Origin of the sequence: Tepidimonas thermarum (genome assembly GCF_007556705.1) — a bacterium.
Lineage (GTDB): Bacteria > Pseudomonadota > Gammaproteobacteria > Burkholderiales > Burkholderiaceae_C > Tepidimonas > Tepidimonas thermarum.
Map to the genome: position 1 here is coordinate 1 of NZ_VJOL01000046.1, position 21,780 is coordinate 21,780.

Here is a 21,780-nt window from a genome sequence, read left to right on the forward strand (position 1 = left end):
TGAACATGCCGCCCATCTCGACCGGGCCGTAGGGGCCGGTACCGGTCATCATCGGGAAGGTATTGTCGGGCAGGGGCATTTCCATCTCGCCCATGTCGGCCCTGCCCCTGCTGGCCACCGCCCATGGACCACAGAGCCACGCCTCGCATCCCCGCGCCGCCGCGCTGCCCCCGGAGCAAAAGCCCTGGGGCATCGCGGGTGACCCCGCGCGCGTGACCCGCACCATCGAAATCCGCATGGGCGACGACATGCGCTTTCAACCCGACCGCCTGGCCGTGCGCGAAGGCGAGACACTGCGCCTGCGCGCCGTCAACCGCGGGCGGGTGATGCACGAGATCGTGATCGGCACGCCCGAGGAACTCGCCGCCCACGCAGAGCTCATGAAAAAACACCCCGGCATGGAGCACGACGAACCGCACATGGCCCATGTCCCGCCCGGGCGGCGCGGCGATATCGTCTGGCACTTCAACCGCCCCGGCGACTTCGCGTTTGCGTGCCTGATCGCCGGCCACTTCGAAGCGGGCATGGTCGGCCGCATCCGGGTCGAGCCCGCTGCACAGGAGAAGACACCATGAAACGACGCGACTGGATACGCTGGGGCGCAGCATGGCTGGCCGCCTCGGGCACGGGGCTGGGCATGGCCCAACCCGCCGCCCCCCTGGTGGAGGTGTGGAAAGACCCCCAATGCGGCTGCTGCAACGACTGGATTCGCCACCTGGAGGCCAACGGTTTTCGAGTCCAGGCCTTTGACAGCGGTAACGCCGGCATGCGCCAGCGGCTGGGCATGCCGCAGGCGCTCGGCTCCTGCCACACGGCCCGGGTGGGTGGTTATGTGGTCGAGGGCCATGTGCCTGCGGGGGACATCCAGCGCCTGCTGCGCGAGCGGCCTGCGGCGCTGGGCCTGTCGGTGCCGCGCATGCCGGTGGGCAGCCCCGGCATGGACGGCCCCGAGTACGGCAACCGCCGCGACCCCTACGACGTGCTGCTCGTGCAGCGCGACGGCTCCACCCGGGTGTATGCCAGCTACCACCAGACGCAGTCGGCCGCCCCGGCGGCCACCGCCGACCGCTGGGCCGAAGGCGAGGTGCGGCGCATCGACACCGCGGCGCGCAAGATCACCGTGCGCCACGGCGACATCCCCGATCTGGACATGCCGCCGATGACCATGGTGTTCCAGGTGCGCGATCCAGCCCTTCTGCAGGGGCTGCAACCGGGGGCACGGGTGCGGTTTCGCGCGCAGAAGGCCGATGGGGCCTACATCGTGACCGACATCAAAGCGGCCCCGTGACGTCTGCGCTAGGATGGGCGTCATGACTTCGTTCATCGATGCCACCCTGATCACCGCCGACAACGCCCTGCGCACGTTGTTCGCCCCCCACCGCGCCGCGCGACCGACGCCCGCCGTGTCCGCCGAGCGGCAGACCGAGGCCGCGCAGATGACCGAGTCGGAACGCCGCCTCTCCGGGGCGCTGATGCGCGTCAACCACGTGGGCGAAATCTGCGCGCAGGCGCTCTACACCGGACAGGCGCTGGCGGCCCGGCTGGGCCCCGGCCGTCCGGAGGAGCGCGAACGCACCGCCCGCCACCTGGAGGCCGCCGGGCAGGACGAGACCGATCACCTGGCATGGTGCCAGCAGCGGCTGGACGAGCTGGGCGACCGCCGCTCGCTGCTCGCGCCACTGTGGTACGCCGGGGCGCTGACCATCGGCGTGGCAGCCGGCTTGGCCGGCCGCGGGGTGAGCCTGGGCTTCGTCGTCGAAACCGAGCGCCAGGTCGAAGCCCACTTGGACGGGCACCTGGAGCGCCTGCCCGCACGTGACCACCCCTCACGCGCGATCATCGAGCAGATGAAGGCCGACGAAATCCGCCACGCGCGCGACGCCCAGCACGCCGGCGGGGTCGAGCTGCCCACGCCGGTCAAGTGGGCGATGCGCGCCGCCGCCAAAGTCATGACCACGGTGGCGCACCGGGTGTGATCCGCGGAGGGCTGGACCGCCGCGGATGAGCGGGCGCGCAAGCCAGTGCGTCAGTCGTCGGCCTCGATCAGCTCGTAGCTGGTGGTGATTTGCGCCGTCTTGCCCAGCATGACGCTGGCCGAGCAGTACTTCTCGTGGCTCAGCGCGATGGCGCGCTCCACCGCCGCTGCGGGGATGCGCCGTCCACGCACCACGAAGTGCATGTGGATCGACGTGAACACCTTGGGGTCGGCGTCGGCCCGCGTGGCCGAGAGCTTGACCTGGCAGCCGCGCACATCGTGCCGGCCGCGCTTGAGGATCATCACCACGTCGTAGGACGTGCAGCCCCCGGTTCCTGCCAGCAGCAATTCCATCGGCCGCGGTGCGAGGTTGGCACCGCTGGTCTCGGGGTGCGCCGGATCGGCCGCACCATCCATCGCCAGCACATGGCCGCTGCCGGTGGCCGCCACAAAACCCATGTTCGACCCGGCGCCCAGCGCCCCGGTCCAGGTCACGGTGCATTCCATGCGTTTGTCTCCAAAACGACAAGCTGCGGCGCGTTCATGTTGCGCCGCAATATAAGTGATGTACAATATAGGCCATTGTACGGCGCCCCTGCGCTGGGCCGATGGGTTTTTCGGTCCTTCGCATCGCGGCGGCCGCTGCAGCCGTTTGTCTCCTCTGCCCTCTATGGGTGGTTCCAAGCCCAGGCATCGCGCCTGGGCTTTTTTTTGCGCGCAGCCGCACGCCCCGGCACCGCGCAACACCGCCGGCGGTGGACGCACCGGTGCACCCCGTATGATTGGCGCACCGTCAACGATACCACCATGCCCGTATCCGCATCCAACCGACCTGAGCGGCGCGCTGCGCAACCAGCGCCGCTGACGCCATCCGACTACCTGCGCAAAACCCTGACCGCCCGCGTCTACGACGTGGCGCGTGAGACACCGCTGGAGCCGGCGCGCAACCTCAGCCGGCGGCTGCACAACAAGGTGCTGTTCAAGCGCGAGGACCAGCAGCCCGTCTTCAGCTTCAAGCTGCGTGGCGCGTACAACAAGCTCGCGCACCTCACGCCCGAGCAGCTGCAGCGCGGCGTCATCTGCGCCTCGGCGGGCAACCACGCCCAGGGCGTGGCCCTGGGGGCGCACAAACTCGGCACGCGCGCGGTCATCGTCATGCCCACCACCACCCCGCAGGTCAAAATCGAGGCGGTGCGGGCCTTGGGCGGCGAGGTGGTGCTGCACGGCGACAGCTACTCCGACGCCGCGCAGCACGCCAGCGCCCTGGCCGAGCAACAGGGCTTGACCTTCGTCCACCCTTTCGATGACCCGGACGTCATCGCCGGCCAGGGCACGATCGCGCTGGAGATGCTGCGCCAGTTGCAAAGCCTGGGCTCCAACCGGCTCGACGCGGTGTTCGTCGCCATCGGCGGCGGCGGGCTCATCGCCGGCGTGGCCAGCGTGCTCAAGGCCGTGCGGCCCGAGGTGCGCATCATCGGCGTGCAAATGAGCGACTCCGACGCGATGCTGCGCTCGGTCCAGACGGGCGAGCGCGTGCAGCTCGACGACGTGGGGCTGTTTTCCGACGGCACGGCGGTCAAGCGGGTCGGAGAGGAAACCTTCCGCCTGGCCCGCGAGCTGGTCGATGGCTTCGTCACCGTCGACACGGATGAGGTCTGCGCCGCCATCAAGGACGTCTTCATCGACACCCGCAGCATCGTCGAGCCGGCCGGCGCGATGGCGGTGGCGGCGATCAAAAAATACGTGGCCGAGCACAAGACGCGCGGGGAAACCTACGCCGCCATCCTGTGCGGGGCCAACATGAACTTCGACCGGCTGCGCTTCGTCGCTGAGCGCGCCGAGGTGGGCGAGGAGCGCGAGGCACTCTTTGCCGTCACCATCCCGGAGGAGCGGGGCAGCTTTTTGCGCTTTTTGCAGGCCATTGGCAACCTGCCCGGCGGCCCGCGCAACGTCACCGAGTTCAACTACCGCATCCACGACGCGGCGGTGGCGCACGTCTTCGTCGGCCTGACCACCCACGGCCGCGGCGAAAGCGCCAAAATCGCCGCCGCGTTCGAAAAACAAGGCTTTGCCACGCTGGACCTGACACACGACGATCTGGCGCAGGAGCACATCCGCCACATGGTCGGCGGCCACTCGCCGCTGGCGCAGGACGAGCGGCTGCTGCGCTTCGTCTTCCCGGAGCGGCCCGGCGCCCTGCTCAAGTTTCTGACGCTCATGCGCCCGAGCTGGAACATCAGCCTGTTCCACTACCGCAACCAGGGCGCCGACTACGGGCGCATTTTGGTCGGCCTGCAGGTACCGCCCAAGGACGGCAAAGCGTTTGAGCGTTTTTTGCGCGAGCTGGGGTATCCCTACGTCGAGGAAACCCACAACCCGGTCTACCGGCTGTTTTTGCGGGGGTGATTGCCGGCCATCACGGCTGGTCAGACGGCGCTGCTGTGCGACCTTGCCCGGTTTCAGGCAGGCGCAGGACCACCACGCCCGCCCCGTGCGGCGGTGCCAGCCACACCTGGCGCCGCTCGACACGGGTTAGCCACCACCCGTCCGGCAGCCGCGCCCCTACCCGGTAGGCGATCGGGCGCTCACCCTCGCGCTGCAAAACCGCGGCACCGGCGCCTCCCCCGCCAGCCAAGACACCCTGCAGCGTCCAAGCACTGGCCCCGTCGTTGCGACTTGGCGCGTCGGACATGCGGGCAACCTCTGGCGCCGCCCCTCGGAGGGCCCGTGCCATGGTCGCTGGATCCGCGGCTGGCGCCGAACCTGGCGGCCGTGTCAACGGGTGCGGCGCCTGGGTTCCCCACGCCCGCCACCCCCAGTAAGCCGCTTGCAGGCCCACCCACAGCCACACCGCGCCGGTCACCACCGCCCGCAGCCGTGTGCCGGCGGGCCGAACCGGGGATGTGGGCGTTTGGCGATGCCGATCAAATGTCGTTGGCATGGGCGCATTATCATCGCGTCATGCATGTGCTGCCTCCCCTCTACCCGGCGCGTCCCTGCCTGGGCGCGGCACCCCACTCCACGCGTTGTGTGCGCAGCCCGTCCAAGGTGGCGCGGGCGGGGCGCAGCGAGCTGGGCTTCACCCTGATCGAGCTGCTGGTCATCCTTGTCATCATCGGCGTGCTGGCGGCGCTGATCGTGCCCAACGTGCTCGACCGCGCGGACGAATCGCGCGTGACCGCGGCGCGCGTGGACGTCAGCAACCTGATGCAGGCGCTCAAGCTCTACCGCTTGGACAACCAGCGCTACCCCACGCAGGAGCAGGGTCTGCAGGCCCTGGTGCAGCGCCCGACCATGCCGCCCGTGCCAACCAACTGGCGGCCCTATTTGGAAAAACTGCCCACAGACCCCTGGGGGCGCCCGTACCAATACCTCAACCCGGGGGCCTATGGGCCGGTGGACGTGTTCTCACTGGGCGCGGACGGCCAACCGGGCGGTGAGGGCCATGACGCCGACATTGGCAGCTGGCAGTGAGGCCGGCGCTGTCCGGTCCGCTGCGGCCCGGCACCGCGGCTTTACCCTGCTGGAGCTGTTGGTCACGCTGACCGTCATCGCGCTGGCGACGGCAGGCGTGGGTTGGGCGCTGCGCGACACCGACGAAGACCGGCTGGACCAGCAGGTGGTGCGCCTGCAAGCGCAGCTGGAAGCGGCCCGTGGCCTGGCCCGCGCCCTGGGCGCCCCGATCCAATGGCGCCGCCAGGCCGACGGCTACGCCTTCGAGGGGCTGCCAAGCCCGGCGCCCGATGGCTTGGCAGGGCCCCACCGCTGGCTCGACGCGCGGCTGCAGGCCCGCCCGGCAGGGCCCGTCGCGCTTGGCCCAGAGCCCATGATTGCGCCGCTGCGCATCGAGCTGACGCTGGGCAACGCGCGCCGCGCGCTGGTCAGCGACGGCTGGCAGCCGGTGGCGATCGAATGACGCCCATGCGGCCCCCCTGCCCTCGTCCGCGGCGGCGCGGTTTTACCCTGGTGGAAGTGCTGGTCGCCCTGGCCATCGTGGCCGTGGCCGTGACCGCCGGCGTGCAAGCCACCGATGCCCTCACGCGACTGTCGCAGCGCCAGTCGGTGCAGTGGCTGGCCCAGTTGTGCGCCGACCAGGCTTTGGTGGCGGCACGGCTGGATCCGGTGTTTCCCAGCCCCGGGGAACGCCTGCACATCTGTGCCCAGGCGGGATACGACTTTGCCGTCACCGTCGACGTGGGCACCACCCCCAACCCCAGCTTCCGCCGCGTCCAGGTGCGCGTTGCGCTGGCCGAGCAGCCGCAGGACGTGCTGTTGCGCGCCACCACCGTGCTGGGTCGGCACTGAGGCAACCACCATGACCATTCGTCGACGCGCGCGCGGCTTCACCCTGATCGAGGTGTTGGTCGCCCTGGCGTTGCTTGCCCTGCTGGCCATGCTGGGTTGGCGCGCGCTCGATGGTCTGGTGCGCACGCGCGACGCCCTCGCGCAGTCGACACAGACCTGGCTGGGCTGGCAAACCACCTTGGCCCAGTGGCGCACCGACCTGGACGCGTGGACCAGCGGGCCCACCGCCGATGACCGCTTGCCAACCTGGTCGGTCAGCGCCCAGACGGTGCGCTGGCTGCGCCGGGCGCCCACCGGCCCCGACGCTGCGCCGGGCTGGATCGTGGTCGCTTGGGCTGCGGTGGATGACGGACAGCGCTGGGCGCGCTGGCAATCGCCACCCGTGCGTGATCTGGCGCAGGCCCGGGTGCAGTGGGCCAGCGCGCCACAGCGCGTTCGCGACGAAGGGGTGCGCACCGTGGCCATCGCGGGCTGGTCCCTCCACACCTGGATCGATGAGGCCTGGCGGCCACCCGCCGACGACACCCCCCCAGTGGCGGTGCGGTTGACGCTCACCCCAGCGCCGGGTGGCCCGGGCGGGCCGCTGGTGGTCGATTGGGTTGCCGCCTCCGTCGCGGGGGGTAAGCAGTGAGTCCAGTGAGTCACCCCGGCCGCCCCTGCACGCGCGACGCCGCGCCGTGCGGCGCGCAACGCACCCGCGGCACCGCGTTGCTGATGGCCATGCTGCTCATGGCCGTCGTGGCCACGCTGGGCGCCACGGCCTACTGGCAGCAGTGGCGGGCCTGGACCGTGGAACAAACCGAGCGTGCCCACCACCAGGCCGGCTGGCTGCTCACCGGGGCGCTGGATTGGGCGCGCCTGATCGTGCGCGAGGATGACCGCGCCAGCACCGTGGACCACTTGGGCGAACCCTGGGCCGTGCCGCTGCAGCCGACGCGCTTGTCGCAATTTCTCGAGCGCGCGCCCGCCTCCGACGACGGCGACGATGCGTGGCTGTCTGGCCGCATCGAAGACGAGCAAGGCCGCCTGAACTGGCGCAACCTGATCGACGCGGTGCAGGGACAGCCGCGCCTATCACCGACCGAGCTGGCGCGCTTTCGGCGCTTGTTTGCCGTGCTGAACCTGCCAGAAGCGGAACTCGACCATGTGGCGCAGCAGCTGCTGCGCGCGTGGCGGGCCGACCGCGACGGCGCCAACCCGCCTTTGCGGCCGCAACGCCTGGGCGACCTGGCAGCGCTGGGCCTGTCGCCACCGACGCTGGCGGCGCTGGAAACCCTGACCACCTGGCTGCCCGAACCCACGCCCGTGAACGTGAACACCGCGCCAGCCCCCGTGCTGCAGGCGGTCGTGGGCCTCGATGCGATGGGCGCGCGCCGCATGGTGGAAACGCGCGCGCGCGGCCATTTCCGCTCTGTGGAGGCGTTCATCGCCGCGCTGGGGCGTGCGGACCTGGCCCCCGACGCCACCCGCTTGTCGGTCACCAGCCGCCACTTCCGGGTCACCGGCCGCGTGCGCATTGGCGATACGGAAGTCGAGCAGCAGGCCCTGCTGGTGCGCGACGGCACCCGGGTGAACGTGCTGTGGCGCCAGCAGCGTCCGCTGTCGGCGCCGCTGCCCGCCAGTGCCGTGGCGCCAGAGCGCGGGTGATATCCTCGCGGTCGTAGTTGCAACCGTTCCCATGCTGCTGATCGGCCCGCTGACCCTCTCTCCCTCGTCACCTGGCGGCCCTGCGGGCGCCGGCGGACCGACGCATTGGCGCTGGGCGCTCAGCCGTGATGGCCAGCGCATCGACACCCACGGCCAGGCCAGCGACGCCGATCTGGACCGACTCGACCCCGGTGGCGACTGCGTGCTGGTGGTGCCCGCGGGCTGGCTGTCGTGGCACCGCATCCGCCTGCCCGCGGGGCGTGCCGCGCACCAGGCCGAGGTGCTGCGCCACCTCGTCGAAGACCACGTGCTCGACGACCCCAGCACCCTGCACGTGGCACTGCAACCCCTCGCAGGGCCAAGCCGCGAACCACAAACCGTGTGGTGCGCGGTGTGCCGGCGCGAGCGCTTGGCCGCAGCGCTGGAGCCCCTGCTGGCGCGTGGCTGGCCGGTGAGCGCCGTGGTGCCCGAAGCGGCGCCCGTGCCCGAGCCCCTGGTCTGGGCGCATCGGGTGGAGGGCACCCCGTACCTGACGTGGATGGGACCGCACGGGGTGCTCAGCCAACCGCTGGCCGGTCTGGTGCGGGACCTACCCCCACTCGCCCCCGGCCTGTTGGCGTGGGCCGAACCGGACGTGCAAGCGGAGGCCGAGCAACACGTGCCCGAGCTCGCCTGGACACTGGGCTCCAGCGCCGCGCTGGCGCTGCGCCACCATGCGCGCGGGTGGAACCTGGCGCAGTTCGAGTGGCGCCGGCGTGTGGGCGGCTCGATGTGGCAGCGGCTGGGACGGCGGGCATGGGCCGTATGGCACGATCCAGCCTGGCGCCCCGCGCGCTGGGGGCTGGCGGCCCTGATCGGGCTGCCCGCGCTCGCGCTGCCCGCCTTGGCATGGCAGCAGCACCGGCACGAAGCGGCGTTGCGCGCAGCGCTGCTGGAAGCGGCGCGACAGGCCCTGCCCAACACGCCCATCCTGCTCGATCCCGCGCGCCAGGTGGCGCAGGCGCTCGCGCGCGAACGGCTGCGCACCGGCGACGCCCCTCCCTCCGCGCTGGAGCGCCTGTTGCACGCCTGGGGTTCGGCCGACGGCCTGCCGGCCCTGCAGTCGCTGTCCTGGGATGGCCAGCGCCTCGACATCGGCGCCAGCGCCGCGGTGCCCCTGCCCACGCTGCAAGCCCTGCTGGGCCCGCAGGGCTGGGAGGTCGAGGCGCTGGGCGAGCAACGCTGGCGTGTGCGCCCAACCACCGAGGCATGGCCATGAACAACGCGCTGACCGCATCCCCCCTTTTGGCCCACGTGCGCACCCGCTGGCAGCGCTTGCCCACCCGTGCCCGGCGCGCGCTCGCCCTGGGTGGGGCCGTGACCGTGTGCGCCCTTTTGTGGTCGGTGGTCTGGCACCCTGCCTGGACCCTGCTCAGCACCGCCCCCGCCCGGCAAATGCACCTGCAACTGGCGCTGGCGGCGGTGCAGCGGGACGCGGCCGAGCTGGCCGCGCGCCGCCGCCAACCCGATGGCCGCGCGCAGTCGCCGGCGGCAGCGCAGGCCACCCCGCGCCTGCAGTCCTTGAGCGCGGCGACCCTCGGGGACAGTGCCCGCGTCACCGGCTCCCCCCAGGGCTGGGACGTGGCGTTCGAAACCGCCAGCGCCGACGGCCTGGCCCAATGGCTCGCCGGGGTGCGCACCGACCTCGGACTGCGCGTGACGCACCTGCAGGCCGACCGCGACGCCAGCACGGGATCCTGGCAGGGCACGGCGCGCCTCAGCGCGGAGGGGCAGCCATGACGCCGCCCGGACGCACCCGCTGGGTACCCGCCGTGGTTGGCCTGGCCGTGGGCCTGCTGGTGGGATCGCTGGTGTTTGCGCCGGCGCGCCTGTGGGCCCTGGTCGTGCCGGCCATCACTGGCGGGCGGATACAGCTCCTCAACCCGCACGGCACCGTGTGGCAAGGCACGGCCGACGTGCGCATCCACGGCGACGGCGGCACGCTGGACCTGCCCGGTGGCATGGGGTGGCGCCTCGGGGCCAGCCTGCGTCCTGATCTGGGCCTGCATCTCGACCTGATGCTGCGCTGCTGCGCCAGCACGGCATGGCGCTGGCGCTGGGAGCGTGCCGACGGCCAATGGCGCTTGGCTGCCGACGCGCACCGCAGCACGTGGGATCTGGCGTGGCTGGCCGCGCTTGGCTCGCCCTGGAACACGCTGGGTCTGCGCGGCACACTGCGTTTCGAAACCTCGACGCTGCAGTGGCGGCTCGGCAGCAGCACGCCGTCCCCGCGCGCCAGCGGCGTCTGGTCGGCGCAGATCGACGACCTCTCGGCCGCGGTCAGCACCGTTCGGCCACTGGGCAGCTACCGCCTCAGCAGCGATTGGCAGCACGCCGGCCAACCCGGCCTGGTGTTGCAAACCCTACGGGGCGATTTGCGACTCGAAGGCCAAGGCGAGTGGCACGACGGCCGTGTGCGCTTCCGGGGCGTGGCCGAAGCAGCGCCCGAGCGGCTCGATGCCCTGTCCAACCTGCTGAACCTGCTGGGTCGCCGCGATGGCGCGCGCGCCCACCTGCGTTTCGGATGATCACCATGCCCCCCGCACCCCGTTTTGGTTTCCACCCTACCCGCCGCTGGGCCACTTGGCTGCTGTGTGCGGCGCTTGGCAGCGCGTTTGCGCAGACCCCAGCGCCCGCCGTGCGACCGGGCGAACCGGTCACCCTGAACTTCACCGAGGCCGAGATCGAATCGGTGGCGCGCGCCATCGGGCTGCTGAGCGGGCGGCACATCGTGGTCGACCCCCGCGTCAAGGGAACGATGACCCTGATCACCGACAACCCGGTGGGCGCGGCCACGGCGTTGGCGCAGTTCGGCGCCGAACTGCGGCTGCGCGGCTTTGCCTTGGTGGAGTCGCAAGGCATCCTCAAAATCGTGCCGGAGGCCGAGGCCAAGCTGCTGGGCGGCCCGGTGCTGACCGAAACCCAGCGCCCGCAACCCGGCCAGCTGGTCACCCAGATCTTTCGCCTGCAGCACGAAAACGCCAATGCGCTCGTCCCGGTGCTGCGCCCGCTGATCAGCCCCAACAACCTGATCACGGCCAACCCAGGCAGCAACGCGCTGATCATCACCGACCACGCCGACAACCTGCAGCGGCTGGCGCGCATCATCGCCGCGCTCGATACCGCGGGCAGCACCGACCTCGAGGTCATCGCGCTGCGCCACGCCGTCGCCAGCGACTTGGTGCCGCTGCTGCAGCGTCTGCTCGACGCCGAGGAGGGCGTGACCCGGCCCGCCGCTGGCGGCGCGGCGCCGGCCGCCGTGGCGGGGACGCCGCGCCTGGCCCTGCTGGCCGAGCCGCGCAGCAACGCCGTCCTGGTGCGCGCGCCCAACCCGGCCCGACTGGCCCTGGTGCGCTCGCTCATCGAGCGGCTGGACCGACCCGACCTGGGCTCCAGCGCGCGCAACGTGCATGTGGTCTACCTGCGCAACGCCGATGCAACCCGCCTGGCCGCCACGCTGCGCGCCGCACTCGCGGCCGACGCCAGCCCAGCGATCGCAGGCAGCGCACCCGCCGCGCCCGGTGCCAACCCGCCCCCCGCGGGCTTGCGCCCCGCCGCCACCTCTGCCACCAGCGCGCCCGCTGCAGCCGATGCGGTCAGCACGGGGGGCATCGTGCAGGCCGATCCGGCCAGCAATGCGCTCATCATCACCGCCCCCGAGCCGCTGTACCGCGATCTGCGCCGCGTCATCGACCTGCTCGATGTGCGGCGCGCGCAGGTGTACGTGGAAAGCCTCATCGCCGAGGTCAGCGCCGAGAAGGCCTCCGAAATCGGCATCCAGTGGCAGGGGCCTCTGGGGCGCGCGGGCGACGGCACCATCGGGCTGCTCGGCACCAACTTCGGCAGCGGCGGCGCCAACATCCTCAACCTGGCGACCCAAAACGGCGGCCAGGGACAACTGCCCGCGGCCGGGCTCAACCTGGGCATTGCGCAGCGCATCGGCGGCGTTTATGTGCTCAGCGCGCTGGCCCGCTTTCTCGAAACCAACGGCGACGCCAACATCCTGTCCACCCCCAATTTGCTCACGCTCGACAACGAGGAAGCCAAGATCGTCATCGGCCAAAACGTGCCCTTCATCACCGGCCAGTACACCGCCAACAACAGCAACCAAGGGGCGGTCAACCCGTTTCAGACCATCGAGCGCAAGGACGTTGGCCTGACCTTGCGCGTCAAGCCCCAGATCAACGAGCAGGGCACGGTCAAGTTGCAAATCTTCCAGGAAGTCAGCAGCGTGGTGCCCAGCTCCATCAACTCGACGGCCGGGCTCATCACCAACAAACGCGCCATCGAGTCCACCGTGCTGGTCGAGGACGGCGGCATCGTCGTGCTCGGTGGCTTGCTGCAAGACGAGTACGGCGGCAACGAAGACAAGGTCCCTGGCCTGGGCGACGTACCCGTGTTTGGCCACCTCTTCCGCAGCGAAAAGCGCGCGCGCAAAAAAACCAACCTGATGGTGTTTTTGCGCCCCGTGGTCGTGCGCGACGCGCGCCAAAACGAAGCGCTGGCGCTGGATCGCTACGATTGGATGCGCGCCCGCCAACAGGACGCGCAACCCGCGCCCAGCCGCGCGCACCCCATCAACGAGGCACCCGTCTTGCCCGCGCTGCCCGGCACGGCGCCGCCCGGGGCCACCACAACGCCGCTGGCACCCACCCCCGCAGCGACCCACCGGCCTTGAGGCACCCTTGCCATGAACCCGGCCTATCCGCTGCCCTACGCCTTCGCCCGCAGCCACGGTGTGCTGCTGCACATCGACCGCGGCGAAGCCTGGTTGTACGCCTGTGCGCCCGCCGACGATGACCGCGTGCTGCGCTACAGCGCCATCGGCGAAGTGCAGCGCCGTCACGGCCCTTGTCGAATCGCGTGGGAGCCCGCGCCGCGTTTCGAGCAGCGCCTGCAGGCGGCCTACGCCGACGGCAGCGGCTCCACGGCCGCGGCCGTCGTCAGCGAGGTGGAAAGCATTGCCGACCTCTCACGCCTGCTGCAGGAACTGCCGCAGATCGAGGATTTGCTCGAGACCGCCGATGACGCACCCATCATCCGCATGCTCAATGCGCTGCTGACGCAGGCCGTGCGCGAGCGCGCCAGCGACATCCACATCGAGCCCTACGAGCGTCATTCGAGCGTGCGCTTTCGCGTCGACGGCACGCTGCGCGAGGTGGTGCAGCCCAACCGGGCGCTGCACGCGGCGCTGATCTCGCGCCTGAAGATCATGGCCGAGCTCGACATCGCCGAGAAGCGCCTGCCGCAGGATGGGCGCATCGCGCTGCGCATCGGCGGGCGCGCCATCGACGTGCGGGTGTCCACCTTGCCCAGCGCCCATGGTGAGCGCGCGGTGCTGCGCCTGCTCGACAAGTCCGAAGGGGTTCTGAGCCTGGAGGCCGTGGGCATGCAGGGCGCGACGCTGCAACGCTTCGAGCAACTCATCCGCCAGCCGCACGGCATCGTGCTGGTCACCGGCCCGACCGGCTCGGGCAAGACCACCACGCTCTACGCCGCCTTGTCGCGCCTGGACGCGGGGCGGCTCAACATCATGACGGTGGAAGATCCGATCGAGTACGAGCTGCCCGGCATCGGCCAGACCCAGGTCAATCCCAAAATCGAGTTGACGTTTGCCAAGGCCTTGCGCGCCATCCTGCGCCAAGACCCCGATGTGGTCATGATCGGCGAAATCCGCGACCGCGAAACCGCACAGATCGCGATCCAAGCGTCGCTCACCGGCCACCTGGTCCTGGCCACCCTGCACACCAACGACGCGCCCAGCGCCGTCACGCGGCTGGTGGACATGGAGGTGGAGCCGTTTTTGCTTTCCAGCTCGCTGCTGGGGGTGTTGGCGCAGCGCTTGGTGCGCAAGGTCTGCCACGTCTGCACCGGTGCGGGTTGCGAAGCCTGCGGCCACAGCGGCTACCGGGGACGCACGGGGCTGTTCGAACTGATGGGGGTGGATGAGCGGCTGCGCGCCTTGATCCACGAACGCGCCCCCGAAGCCGCCTTGCGCGAACACGCGCTGGCGCACGGCATGGTGCCGCTGCGTCAAGCGGGCGACGCGCTGGTGGCGCAAGGCATCACCACGCCAGAGGAGGTCTGGCGCGTCACGCGCGACTGACCGCGCCCCATGAGCACCTACCGCTACGAGGCCCTCGACGACGCCGGACGGCGCCAGCGCGGTACGCTGGAGGCCGACACCGCGCGTGCGGCGCGCGCCCGCCTGCGCGAGCGCGGCCTGGTGCCGCTGACGGTGGCGGAAGTCAGCGCCGCCAGCGCCCAGCGGCCGGGGCGTCGCGCCCTCACGGGCGAGCGCCTGGCCACCTGGACGCGGCAACTGGCCTCGTTGGTGGCCAGCGGCCTGCCGCTGGAACGCGCGCTGGCCAGCCTCATCGATGAAGCCGCCAGCCCGGCCGAGCGCGACCTCGTCACCCACTTGCGCGCCGAGGTCAACGCCGGCAGCGCGCTCGCACATGCGCTGGCCGCGCACCCGCGCACCTTCGACGACAGCTATCGCGCCGTGGTGGCCGCGGGCGAAGCCAGCGGCCGTCTGGGTGCGGTGCTGGAACGCCTGGCCGACGAACTCGAGGCCGCGCAGGCGCTGCGCCAGCGCGTGCTCTCGGCTATGCTCTACCCGGCCATCGTCACCGCGTTTTCCGTGGTGATCGTGGTGTTTCTCATGACCTACGTGGTGCCGCAAGTGGCGCAAGCCTTCAGCAGCGGGCGCCGCGCCCTGCCCGCGCTCACCGTGTTCATGCTGGGCGCCAGCCACGCGCTGCGCCAGTGGGGCTGGCTGGCGCCGCTGCTCGCGCTGGGCGGCGCATGGGGTTGGGTGTGGGCGCGCCGGCGCACCGCCTGGCGCGAGCGGCTCGACCGTGCCTGGCTTGCCGTGCCGGTCTTGGGGCCGCTGAGCCGCCAATACGACATCGCCCGCTTTGCCGCCACGCTGGCGATGCTCACCGGCGCCGGGGTGCCGCTGCTGCGCGCGCTGCAAACCGCAGGAGGGACGCTGCGCAACCACGCGCTGCGGGCCGACGCCGCCACGGTGCTCGCCCTCGTGCGCGAAGGCGCTCCGCTGGCGGCCGCTCTGGCCAACCAACCCGCCCTGACCGGGCTGCTCGTGACCTTCGCGCGCCTGGGCGAGCAAACCGGGCAGCTCGGCCCCATGCTGCAACGCGCGGCCCAGCAGCTCGGCAGCGACGTGCAACGCCGCACGCTGCGGCTGGCCACGCTGTTGGAGCCCGCGCTCATCGTCGCGATGGGCATCGTCGTCCTGCTGATCGTGCTGTCGGTGATGCTGCCCATCATCCAGCTCAACCAACTGGTGCGCTGAGGCCATGCCCCCCGATGTCGTTGCCGCGCCCGACGCCGATGGCACCTGGCTGCCGCAGGCACGCCGCGTGCCCTCGCCCAACCACGGGCCGCGCCCCCCGGGGGCTACGATCGACCTGCTGGTGGTGCACTCGATCAGCCTGCCCCCCGGTGTGTACGGCGGCGCGGCGATCGAGCAGCTGTTCACCAACACCCTGGATTGGGACGCACACCCCTATTTCGCCCAGATCCGTGGGCTGGCGGTCTCGAGCCACTTTCTGATCCGGCGCGATGGCGAGCTGGTGCAATTCGTCGCCTGCGAGCGCCGCGCCTGGCATGCCGGGCGCTCGCACTGGCGCGGGCGCGACAACTGCAACGACTTCTCGATCGGGGTCGAGCTCGAAGGCCTGGAAGGCGACACCTTCGAACCCGCGCAATACCTGGCGCTGGCCGACCTGTGCCGCACGCTGCGCCTGCGCTTTGCGACCCTGCAGGCCGTGGCCGGACACGAGCACGTGGCGCCGGGTCGCAAGCGCGACCCCGGGCCCGGCTTCGACTGGGCGCGTCTGATCACGCTCACCGGCTGGCCCGCCAGCGCCTTTGCCAGCACCGCAGCGGCCCAACTGGGGGCGCCCCCGGGCACCGGCGACGGGTATCCGGACAAACCCGAGGATATCGATCGGCGGCCCAGATAGGGATTTTTTCGCCGCCAACGGTTGCGCACCCGTCTGGTCCCGCTACACTACGGCTAGTGTTTTTTGAGCGCGTCAGACACTATATCTAGTGTCTCGCGCACTGTCCGAGGCCACTGAATCGTCAGCGAGGACCCATGCAGACCACCCTCACCTCCCCCTCGTCCGTCCCCCACCCGGGCGCCGCGCCGCAAGCGGAGCGCGCCACCAGCGGCAGCGTTTTGCCCAACTACCAAATCATCCGCCGCAATGGCGCGGTGGTGCCGTTCGAGCCCAACAAGATCGCCATCGCGATGATGAAGGCCTTCCTGGCCGTGCACGGCCCGCAGGGCGCCGCGTCGGCCAGCGTGCGCGAGACGGTCGATCAACTCACGCAGGCGGTCGTGCGCGCCCTCATGCGGTCGCGCCCGGGCGGCGGCACCTTCCACATCGAAGATGTGCAAGACCAGGTCGAGCTGGGCCTGATGCGCGGCGGCCACCACGAGGTCGCGCGCGCCTACGTGCTCTACCGCGAGCGTCGGGCGCAGGAGCGCGCCGCCAAAGCCGCGCCCGCGCAACCGGCCCAGCCGGTGCTGCACGTGGTCGACGGCGGGCAACGCCGCCCCTTGGACCTCGAGCGCCTCAAGGCGCTGATCCACTCCGCCGTCGAAGGCCTGGGACCGGACGTCCAGGCCGAGCCCATCGTCACCGAAACGCTGCGCAACCTCTACGACGGCGTGCCGCTGGAAGAGGTGCACAAGGCCGCGATCCTGGCGGCGCGCACCAAGATCGAAACCGACCCGGACTACACCTACGCCACCGCGCGGCTGCTGCTGCACACCATCTACAAGGAAGTGCTGGGCGAGGAAACCACGCACGCGCAGATGCACGAGCGCTACGCCGAGTACTTCCCCGCCTTCATCAAAAAGGGCGTGGAGGCCGAGCTGCTCAACCCCGAGCTGCTCACCTTCGATCTCGCCCGTCTGGGGGCAGCGCTCAAGGCCGAGCGCGACCTCAAATTCGACTACCTGGGCCTGCAAACCCTGTACGACCGCTACTTCCTGCACGTGCGCAAGCAGCGCATCGAGCTGCCGCAAGCCTTCTTCATGCGCGTGGCCATGGGCCTGGCGCTCAACGAGATCGACCGCGAGGCGCGCGCCATCGAGTTCTACGAGGTGCTCTCCAGCTTCGACTTCATGAGCAGCACCCCCACGCTGTTCAACTCGGGCACGCTGCGCTCGCAGCTGTCCAGTTGCTACCTGACCACGGTGCCCGACGATCTGGACGGCATCTACGAATCCATCAAGGAAAACGCGCTGCTGTCCAAGTTCGCCGGCGGCCTGGGCAACGACTGGACGCGCGTGCGCGCGCTGGGCAGCCACATCAAGGGCACCAACGGCGAGAGCCAGGGCGTGGTGCCGTTCCTGAAAGTGGTCAACGACACGGCGGTGGCCGTCAACCAGGGCGGCAAGCGCAAGGGCGCGGTGTGCTGCTACCTGGAGACCTGGCACCTCGACATCGAGGAGTTCTTGGAGCTGCGCAAAAACACCGGCGATGACCGCCGCCGCACGCACGACATGAACACGGCCAACTGGATCCCGGACCTGTTCATGAAGCGCGTCATGGAAAACGGCAACTGGACGCTGTTTTCGCCCTCCAGCGTGCCCGATTTGCACGACAAGGTCGGCCGCGCCTTCGAGGAGGCCTACGTCGCCTACGAGGAAAAGGCCGCGCGCGGCGAAATCCAGCCCTGCAAAACGGTGCGCGCCGTGGACCTGTGGCGCAAGATGCTGACCATGCTGTTCGAAACCGGGCACCCTTGGATCACGTTCAAGGACCCGTGCAACGTGCGCAGCCCGCAACAGCACGTGGGCGTTGTGCACTCCTCCAACCTGTGCACCGAAATCACGCTCAACACCAGCGACACCGAAACGGCGGTCTGCAACCTCGGCTCGGTCAACCTGGCGCAGCACCTCAAGGACGGCCCCAACGGCAAGGAACTCGATCACGACAAGCTGCGGCGCACCATCACGGTGGCCATGCGCATGCTCGACAACGTAATCGACATCAACTACTACGCGGTCAAGAAAGCGCGCGACTCCAACCTGCGCCACCGCCCGGTGGGCCTGGGGCTCATGGGCTTTCAGGACGCGCTCTACGAACTGCGCATCCCCTACGCCTCGCCGCAGGCGGTCGAATTTGCCGACCGCTCGATGGAAGCGGTGTGCTACTACGCCTACTGGGCCAGCAGCGACCTGGCGGTGGAGCGCGGGCGCTACTCGACCTACAAAGGCTCACTGTGGGACCGCGGCATCCTGCCCCTGGACACACTGGACCTGCTGGCGCAAGAGCGCGGCGGCTACCTGGACGTGGACCGCTCCCGCACCCTGGACTGGGACGCGCTGCGCGCCAAGATCCAGCGCGACGGCATGCGCAACTCCAACTGCATCGCCATCGCGCCCACGGCCACCATCTCCAACATCGTCGGCGTGGACGCCTCGATCGAGCCGTGCTTTGGCAACCTCTCGGTCAAGTCCAACCTGTCCGGTGAGTTCACCGTCGTCAACCACTACCTGGTGCGTGACCTCAAGCGCCTGGGGCTGTGGGACGAGGTCATGATCATGGACCTCAAGCACTTCGACGGCTCGCTGTGGCCCATCGATCGCGTCCCGCGCGAGCTCAAAGAGCTCTACCGCACCGCCTTCGAGATCGAACCCGTGTGGCTGGTCGAAGCGGCCGCGCGGCGCCAGAAGTGGATCGACCAGGCGCAAAGCCTCAACATCTACATGGCCGGCGCCTCGGGCAAGAAGCTGGACGAAACCTACAAGCTGGCCTGGATCCGGGGCCTCAAGACCACCTACTACCTGCGCACCACCAGCGCCACGCACGCCGAAAAATCCACGGTGCGCAGCAGTGCGCTCAACGCCGTGCCCACCGCCGACACCCCAACGGCTGCCGCCGCAGCCGCGGTGGTGGAGCCGGCCACGGACATCAAGTTCTGCGCGATCGACGACCCCGGATGCGAAGCCTGCCAGTGATGGCACCGCTGCCGGCCGCGCTGATGCCACGACGCAACAGCCCGGCCGGCACGCCGCCCGCCGCGGCCCGGATGGCGCATCCAACGCTTGTCATTTCGCGCGTACCTTTCAATAATTTCATGAATCGGACACCAACATGTTGACCTGGGAAGATCACACGCCCACCGTCGTTCCCCCAACGGCACGCCGCGCGCCCGAGGCCGCGCCCGCGCTGCAACCGGCCGCGGGGGCCGGCTCAGTCTTCGGCGCCACGCCAACCGCCCCCGTCGCGGGCTTCGACGACGTCTCTCCGGTGAGCGCCACGCCGGGCGCCGCCGCGGCCGCCGCCAGCGCCGCCGCTGGCCAGTCGGTGCGCGCGCAGGCGGCGAGCTTTCGCCGCGTCAACGTCGCCGACAAGCGCATCATCAACGGCCAGACCGACGTCAACCAGCTCGTCCCCTTCAAGTACAAGTGGGCGTGGGAAAAATACCTCGCCACCTGCGCCAACCACTGGATGCCGCAGGAAATCAACATGTCGCGCGACATCGCGCTCTGGAAAGACCCCAACGGCCTGACCGAGGACGAGCGCCGCATCGTCAAGCGCAACCTGGGCTTTTTCGTCACCGCCGACTCGTTGGCGGCCAACAACATCGTGCTGGGCACCTACCGCCACATCACGGCGCCGGAGTGCCGCCAGTTCCTGCTGCGCCAGGCGTTCGAGGAGGCCATCCACACCCACGCCTACCAGTACATCGTCGAGTCGCTCGGGCTCGATGAAGGCGAGATCTTCAACGCCTACCACGAAATCCCGTCGATCCGTGACAAGGACGAGTTCTTGATCCCGTTCATCGACGTGATCATGGACCCGAACTTCCGCACCGGCACGCCGGAAAACGATCAAAAGCTGCTCAAGAGCCTGATCGTTTTCGCCTGCCTGATGGAGGGCCTGTTCTTCTACGTGGGCTTCACGCAAATCCTGGCGCTGGGCCGGCAAAACAAGATGACCGGCGCGGCCGAGCAGTACCAGTACATCCTGCGCGACGAGTCGATGCACTGCAATTTCGGCATCGACATGATCAACCAACTCAAGCTGGAAAACCCGCACCTGTGGACCCCGGCGTTCAAGGAGGAGATCAAAGCGCTCTTCCTCAAAGCCGTGGACCTCGAATACCGCTACGCCGAAGACACCATGCCACGCGGCGTGCTGGGGCTCAACGCCAGCATGTTCAAGGGCTACCTGCGCTACATCGCCAACCGCCGCGCCACGCAAATCGGCCTGGATCCGCTCTTCCCGCACGAGGAAAACCCCTTCCCCTGGATGAGCGAGATGATCGATCTGAAAAAGGAACGCAATTTCTTCGAAACCCGCGTGATCGAGTACCAATCGGGCGGCGCGCTGTCCTGGGATTGACCCGGGCCACGTCGGCACCTTCGTCAGGATCTCGCGGCCTTTTTTCGTTTTCACCACCCGCCAACGCAAGCAGGAGAACCCCATGGCAACCGTGAAAAAGGCCGCCGCCGCGGCCACCGAGACCGCGAAGAACAAGACGGCCACCCCCGCTGCGGGCGCGAAAGCGTCGGCCGCGAAGACCACGACGAAGGCCGGCGCCAAGGCGACGAGCGCCAAAGCCAAGACCACCGCGACGAAGGCCACCGGCAGCTAGGCCAGCACGGCCAGCGCCGCGGCGGCCGCGACCAAGAAGGCTGCGACCAAGGCGAAAGCGGCAGAAAAGCCCGCCACCCAGGGCGCCGCCAAGACCCGCGCGGCCAAGATGGCGCCGGCAACCCAAGCAGCCGCGAGCGCCCCCGCGCCAGCCGCCAAGCCAGCGGCGACAGCGGCGACGGCGACCAAGGCAGCGGCAGCGCCCAAGGCCAAAGCCCCCGCGGTCAAAGCAACCACCAAAGCAACCACCAAAGCAACCACCAAAGCAACCACCAAAGCAACCACCAAGGCGGCCGCGAAGACCGAGGCCGCCAAGGCCCCGGCCAAGCGGGCCACGGCCGCCAAGAGCGCCCCCGCTGCCAAGGCCGCGCCAGCCGAGAAGACGTCCCAAGCCGCCAAGGCGAAGCAAGCCGAGAAGGCCGAAAAAGCCGCCCCGGCGACCGCCAAGGCCAAGGCAGAGAAAGCCACCAAGACCACCAAGGCCAAGGCGGAGAAGGCCAGCAAGGCCAGCAAGGCCACCGAGGCCACCGAGACCACCAAGGCCGCGAAAGCGACGGCCAAGGCACCTTCGGCGGCGGCCAAGACCGCCGAGAAGAGCCAAGCGAGCAAAGCGGCCACGGCCGACAAAGCCGCCGCCAGCGCCAAAAAACCCGCCAAGGCGGGCAAGGCCGCGGCAGCGCCCGCACCCAGCGCCCAGACCCAGCTCAACCCCAAGGCCGCTTGGCCCTTCCCCACCGGCCCCCGTCCCTGACCGGTAGGTCGGCTTGGCTCATCCGCTGCCGGCGGACGATCGCCAAGCATGCAGGGCAGCGCCCCGTGCACCCGCCCGCGCCGCCTGCGGGGGCGGGCGTGTTCTGGTGCGGCCACGGGGCCGCGGTCAGCGGCTGAAGCTGTAGTTTTGCCCGCCGCGGGTGGCGATTTTGGCCGCCCCCATGCGGTTGCCCAGTTGTGCGGCCTCGATCACCGGAGTTGTGTATCGTTCTTTCTGTAAATTCCATTTTGCCGGTTGTCTGCTGGGCGGGGATCTCCGGCGCTACGCGCCTACGCTCCCCGCCCAGCAGACAGCGCGAGGGTGGGTCTGACGCCATGACTTCGAGAAAGGAGTGTAACCCTCATGGCAATACGAGTCGAAACCAACCCCTTGGAAGCCGCTTATGCGATCTTGCT

At 69.8% G+C, this 21,780-nt stretch carries 22 protein-coding genes; 20 read left to right on the top strand and 2 right to left on the bottom strand.

Annotation, left to right across the window (positions count from 1 at the left end; translation table 11 throughout):
* Nucleotides 1–92: 92 nt before the first annotated feature.
* Genes Tther_RS10335 through coq7 form a run of 3 tightly spaced genes read left to right on the top strand, consistent with a single transcriptional unit; the run spans nucleotide 93 to nucleotide 1,976 of the window.
* Entirely contained in the window at nucleotides 93–575 is a 483-nt protein-coding gene (locus Tther_RS10335; RefSeq protein ID WP_143903587.1) for a cupredoxin domain-containing protein, read from the top strand.
* Nucleotides 572–1,288 carry a copper-binding protein gene (locus tag Tther_RS13780; RefSeq protein ID WP_143903589.1) on the top strand — a complete coding sequence of 239 codons (717 nt, stop codon included), beginning with the start codon at nucleotides 572–574 and terminating at the stop codon, nucleotides 1,286–1,288. The genes Tther_RS10335 and Tther_RS13780 overlap by 4 nt, the downstream gene beginning before the upstream one ends.
* Nucleotides 1,289–1,310: 22 nt before the next feature.
* Complete coding sequence (gene coq7, locus Tther_RS10345; RefSeq protein WP_143903591.1) at nucleotides 1,311–1,976, top strand: 2-polyprenyl-3-methyl-6-methoxy-1,4-benzoquinone monooxygenase; 666 nt, start codon at nucleotides 1,311–1,313, stop codon at nucleotides 1,974–1,976.
* A gap of 50 nt (nucleotides 1,977–2,026) precedes the next feature.
* Here the strand turns inward: coq7 and Tther_RS10350 are convergent, their stop codons facing one another.
* Nucleotides 2,027–2,482 (bottom strand): OsmC family protein, encoded by a 456-nt coding sequence (locus Tther_RS10350; RefSeq protein WP_143903593.1) that lies wholly within the window; start codon nucleotides 2,480–2,482, stop codon nucleotides 2,027–2,029.
* Between the two features lie 300 nt (nucleotides 2,483–2,782).
* Between Tther_RS10350 and ilvA the strand changes: the two genes are divergently transcribed.
* Complete coding sequence (ilvA, locus tag Tther_RS10355) at nucleotides 2,783–4,381, top strand: threonine ammonia-lyase, biosynthetic (protein WP_143903595.1); 1,599 nt, start codon at nucleotides 2,783–2,785, stop codon at nucleotides 4,379–4,381.
* Between the two features lie 10 nt (nucleotides 4,382–4,391).
* On the opposite strand, the gene Tther_RS10360 is transcribed toward ilvA, so the two are convergent.
* Entirely contained in the window at nucleotides 4,392–4,667 is a 276-nt protein-coding gene (locus tag Tther_RS10360) for a hypothetical protein (protein ID WP_143903597.1), read from the bottom strand.
* Nucleotides 4,668–4,936: 269 nt separating this feature from the next.
* Between Tther_RS10360 and gspG the strand changes: the two genes are divergently transcribed.
* The 16 genes from gspG to Tther_RS10435 all read left to right on the top strand — a co-directional run bounded on the left by gspG (nucleotide 4,937) and on the right by Tther_RS10435 (nucleotide 21,364).
* Nucleotides 4,937–5,449: a type II secretion system major pseudopilin GspG gene (gene gspG, locus Tther_RS10365; RefSeq protein WP_143903599.1), complete on the top strand. Its 513-nt coding sequence runs from the start codon at nucleotides 4,937–4,939 to the stop codon at nucleotides 5,447–5,449.
* A complete protein-coding gene (locus Tther_RS10370) occupies nucleotides 5,421–5,891 on the top strand; it encodes a prepilin-type N-terminal cleavage/methylation domain-containing protein (RefSeq protein WP_143903601.1) in 471 nt (156 codons plus the stop codon). The genes gspG and Tther_RS10370 overlap by 29 nt, the downstream gene beginning before the upstream one ends.
* A gap of 5 nt (nucleotides 5,892–5,896) precedes the next feature.
* Nucleotides 5,897–6,280 carry a type II secretion system minor pseudopilin GspI gene (gene gspI, locus Tther_RS10375; protein ID WP_246099002.1) on the top strand — a complete coding sequence of 128 codons (384 nt, stop codon included), beginning with the start codon at nucleotides 5,897–5,899 and terminating at the stop codon, nucleotides 6,278–6,280.
* 10 nt (nucleotides 6,281–6,290) lie between these two features.
* Nucleotides 6,291–6,911, top strand: coding sequence for a PulJ/GspJ family protein (locus tag Tther_RS10380; protein WP_143903606.1), 621 nt, complete (start codon nucleotides 6,291–6,293; stop codon nucleotides 6,909–6,911).
* Nucleotides 6,912–6,916: 5 nt separating this feature from the next.
* Entirely contained in the window at nucleotides 6,917–7,927 is a 1,011-nt protein-coding gene (gene gspK / locus Tther_RS10385) for a type II secretion system minor pseudopilin GspK (RefSeq protein ID WP_246099003.1), read from the top strand.
* Between the two features lie 31 nt (nucleotides 7,928–7,958).
* The gene (gspL, locus tag Tther_RS10390; protein ID WP_143903608.1) at nucleotides 7,959–9,185 is read left to right on the top strand and encodes a type II secretion system protein GspL; all 1,227 of its coding nucleotides are present in this window, start codon (nucleotides 7,959–7,961) and stop codon (nucleotides 9,183–9,185) included.
* Nucleotides 9,182–9,706 carry a type II secretion system protein GspM gene (gspM, locus tag Tther_RS10395; protein ID WP_185975064.1) on the top strand — a complete coding sequence of 175 codons (525 nt, stop codon included), beginning with the start codon at nucleotides 9,182–9,184 and terminating at the stop codon, nucleotides 9,704–9,706. Before gspL ends, gspM begins: the two co-directional genes overlap by 4 nt.
* The gene (gene gspN, locus Tther_RS10400; RefSeq protein WP_185975065.1) at nucleotides 9,703–10,494 is read left to right on the top strand and encodes a type II secretion system protein N; all 792 of its coding nucleotides are present in this window, start codon (nucleotides 9,703–9,705) and stop codon (nucleotides 10,492–10,494) included. Before gspM ends, gspN begins: the two co-directional genes overlap by 4 nt.
* A gap of 5 nt (nucleotides 10,495–10,499) precedes the next feature.
* Nucleotides 10,500–12,644 carry a type II secretion system secretin GspD gene (gene gspD / locus Tther_RS10405; protein WP_246099004.1) on the top strand — a complete coding sequence of 715 codons (2,145 nt, stop codon included), beginning with the start codon at nucleotides 10,500–10,502 and terminating at the stop codon, nucleotides 12,642–12,644.
* Nucleotides 12,645–12,656: 12 nt separating this feature from the next.
* Entirely contained in the window at nucleotides 12,657–14,072 is a 1,416-nt protein-coding gene (locus Tther_RS10410; RefSeq protein ID WP_143903616.1) for a GspE/PulE family protein, read from the top strand.
* 9 nt (nucleotides 14,073–14,081) lie between these two features.
* Nucleotides 14,082–15,284 carry a type II secretion system inner membrane protein GspF gene (gene gspF, locus Tther_RS10415; RefSeq protein WP_143903618.1) on the top strand — a complete coding sequence of 401 codons (1,203 nt, stop codon included), beginning with the start codon at nucleotides 14,082–14,084 and terminating at the stop codon, nucleotides 15,282–15,284.
* A 4-nt stretch (nucleotides 15,285–15,288) separates the two neighbouring features.
* Entirely contained in the window at nucleotides 15,289–15,957 is a 669-nt protein-coding gene (ampD, locus tag Tther_RS10420) for a 1,6-anhydro-N-acetylmuramyl-L-alanine amidase AmpD (RefSeq protein ID WP_143903620.1), read from the top strand.
* Nucleotides 15,958–16,091: 134 nt separating this feature from the next.
* Nucleotides 16,092–18,971, top strand: coding sequence for a ribonucleoside-diphosphate reductase subunit alpha (locus tag Tther_RS10425; protein ID WP_143903622.1), 2,880 nt, complete (start codon nucleotides 16,092–16,094; stop codon nucleotides 18,969–18,971).
* Nucleotides 18,972–19,107: 136 nt separating this feature from the next.
* On the top strand, nucleotides 19,108–20,361 hold the full coding sequence (locus Tther_RS10430) for a ribonucleotide-diphosphate reductase subunit beta (RefSeq protein ID WP_246099005.1): 1,254 nt from the start codon (nucleotides 19,108–19,110) through the stop codon (nucleotides 20,359–20,361).
* Between the two features lie 82 nt (nucleotides 20,362–20,443).
* Nucleotides 20,444–20,614 carry a hypothetical protein gene (locus Tther_RS13370; protein WP_221934022.1) on the top strand — a complete coding sequence of 57 codons (171 nt, stop codon included), beginning with the start codon at nucleotides 20,444–20,446 and terminating at the stop codon, nucleotides 20,612–20,614.
* Between the two features lie 108 nt (nucleotides 20,615–20,722).
* A complete protein-coding gene (locus Tther_RS10435; protein WP_143903624.1) occupies nucleotides 20,723–21,364 on the top strand; it encodes a histone in 642 nt (213 codons plus the stop codon).
* Nucleotides 21,365–21,780 lie beyond the last annotated feature (416 nt).

Bases quoted from the DNA above. Each gene is read 5' to 3' on its own strand.
- Tther_RS10335 (WP_143903587.1), top strand. From the start codon at position 93: ATGTCGGCCCTGCCCCTGCTGGCCACCGCCCATGGACCACAGAGCCAC.
- Tther_RS13780 (WP_143903589.1), top strand. From the start codon at position 572: ATGAAACGACGCGACTGGATACGCTGGGGCGCAGCATGGCTGGCCGCC.
- coq7 (WP_143903591.1), top strand. From the start codon at position 1,311: ATGACTTCGTTCATCGATGCCACCCTGATCACCGCCGACAACGCCCTG.
- Tther_RS10350 (WP_143903593.1), bottom strand. From the start codon at position 2,482: ATGGAATGCACCGTGACCTGGACCGGGGCGCTGGGCGCCGGGTCGAAC.
- ilvA (WP_143903595.1), top strand. From the start codon at position 2,783: ATGCCCGTATCCGCATCCAACCGACCTGAGCGGCGCGCTGCGCAACCA.
- Tther_RS10360 (WP_143903597.1), bottom strand. From the start codon at position 4,667: ATGTCCGACGCGCCAAGTCGCAACGACGGGGCCAGTGCTTGGACGCTG.
- gspG (WP_143903599.1), top strand. From the start codon at position 4,937: ATGCATGTGCTGCCTCCCCTCTACCCGGCGCGTCCCTGCCTGGGCGCG.
- Tther_RS10370 (WP_143903601.1), top strand. From the start codon at position 5,421: ATGACGCCGACATTGGCAGCTGGCAGTGAGGCCGGCGCTGTCCGGTCC.
- gspI (WP_246099002.1), top strand. From the start codon at position 5,897: ATGCGGCCCCCCTGCCCTCGTCCGCGGCGGCGCGGTTTTACCCTGGTG.
- Tther_RS10380 (WP_143903606.1), top strand. From the start codon at position 6,291: ATGACCATTCGTCGACGCGCGCGCGGCTTCACCCTGATCGAGGTGTTG.
- gspL (WP_143903608.1), top strand. From the start codon at position 7,959: ATGCTGCTGATCGGCCCGCTGACCCTCTCTCCCTCGTCACCTGGCGGC.
- gspM (WP_185975064.1), top strand. From the start codon at position 9,182: ATGAACAACGCGCTGACCGCATCCCCCCTTTTGGCCCACGTGCGCACC.
- gspN (WP_185975065.1), top strand. From the start codon at position 9,703: ATGACGCCGCCCGGACGCACCCGCTGGGTACCCGCCGTGGTTGGCCTG.
- gspD (WP_246099004.1), top strand. From the start codon at position 10,500: ATGCCCCCCGCACCCCGTTTTGGTTTCCACCCTACCCGCCGCTGGGCC.
- Tther_RS10410 (WP_143903616.1), top strand. From the start codon at position 12,657: ATGAACCCGGCCTATCCGCTGCCCTACGCCTTCGCCCGCAGCCACGGT.
- gspF (WP_143903618.1), top strand. From the start codon at position 14,082: ATGAGCACCTACCGCTACGAGGCCCTCGACGACGCCGGACGGCGCCAG.
- ampD (WP_143903620.1), top strand. From the start codon at position 15,289: ATGCCCCCCGATGTCGTTGCCGCGCCCGACGCCGATGGCACCTGGCTG.
- Tther_RS10425 (WP_143903622.1), top strand. From the start codon at position 16,092: ATGCAGACCACCCTCACCTCCCCCTCGTCCGTCCCCCACCCGGGCGCC.
- Tther_RS10430 (WP_246099005.1), top strand. From the start codon at position 19,108: ATGTTGACCTGGGAAGATCACACGCCCACCGTCGTTCCCCCAACGGCA.
- Tther_RS13370 (WP_221934022.1), top strand. From the start codon at position 20,444: ATGGCAACCGTGAAAAAGGCCGCCGCCGCGGCCACCGAGACCGCGAAG.
- Tther_RS10435 (WP_143903624.1), top strand. From the start codon at position 20,723: ATGGCGCCGGCAACCCAAGCAGCCGCGAGCGCCCCCGCGCCAGCCGCC.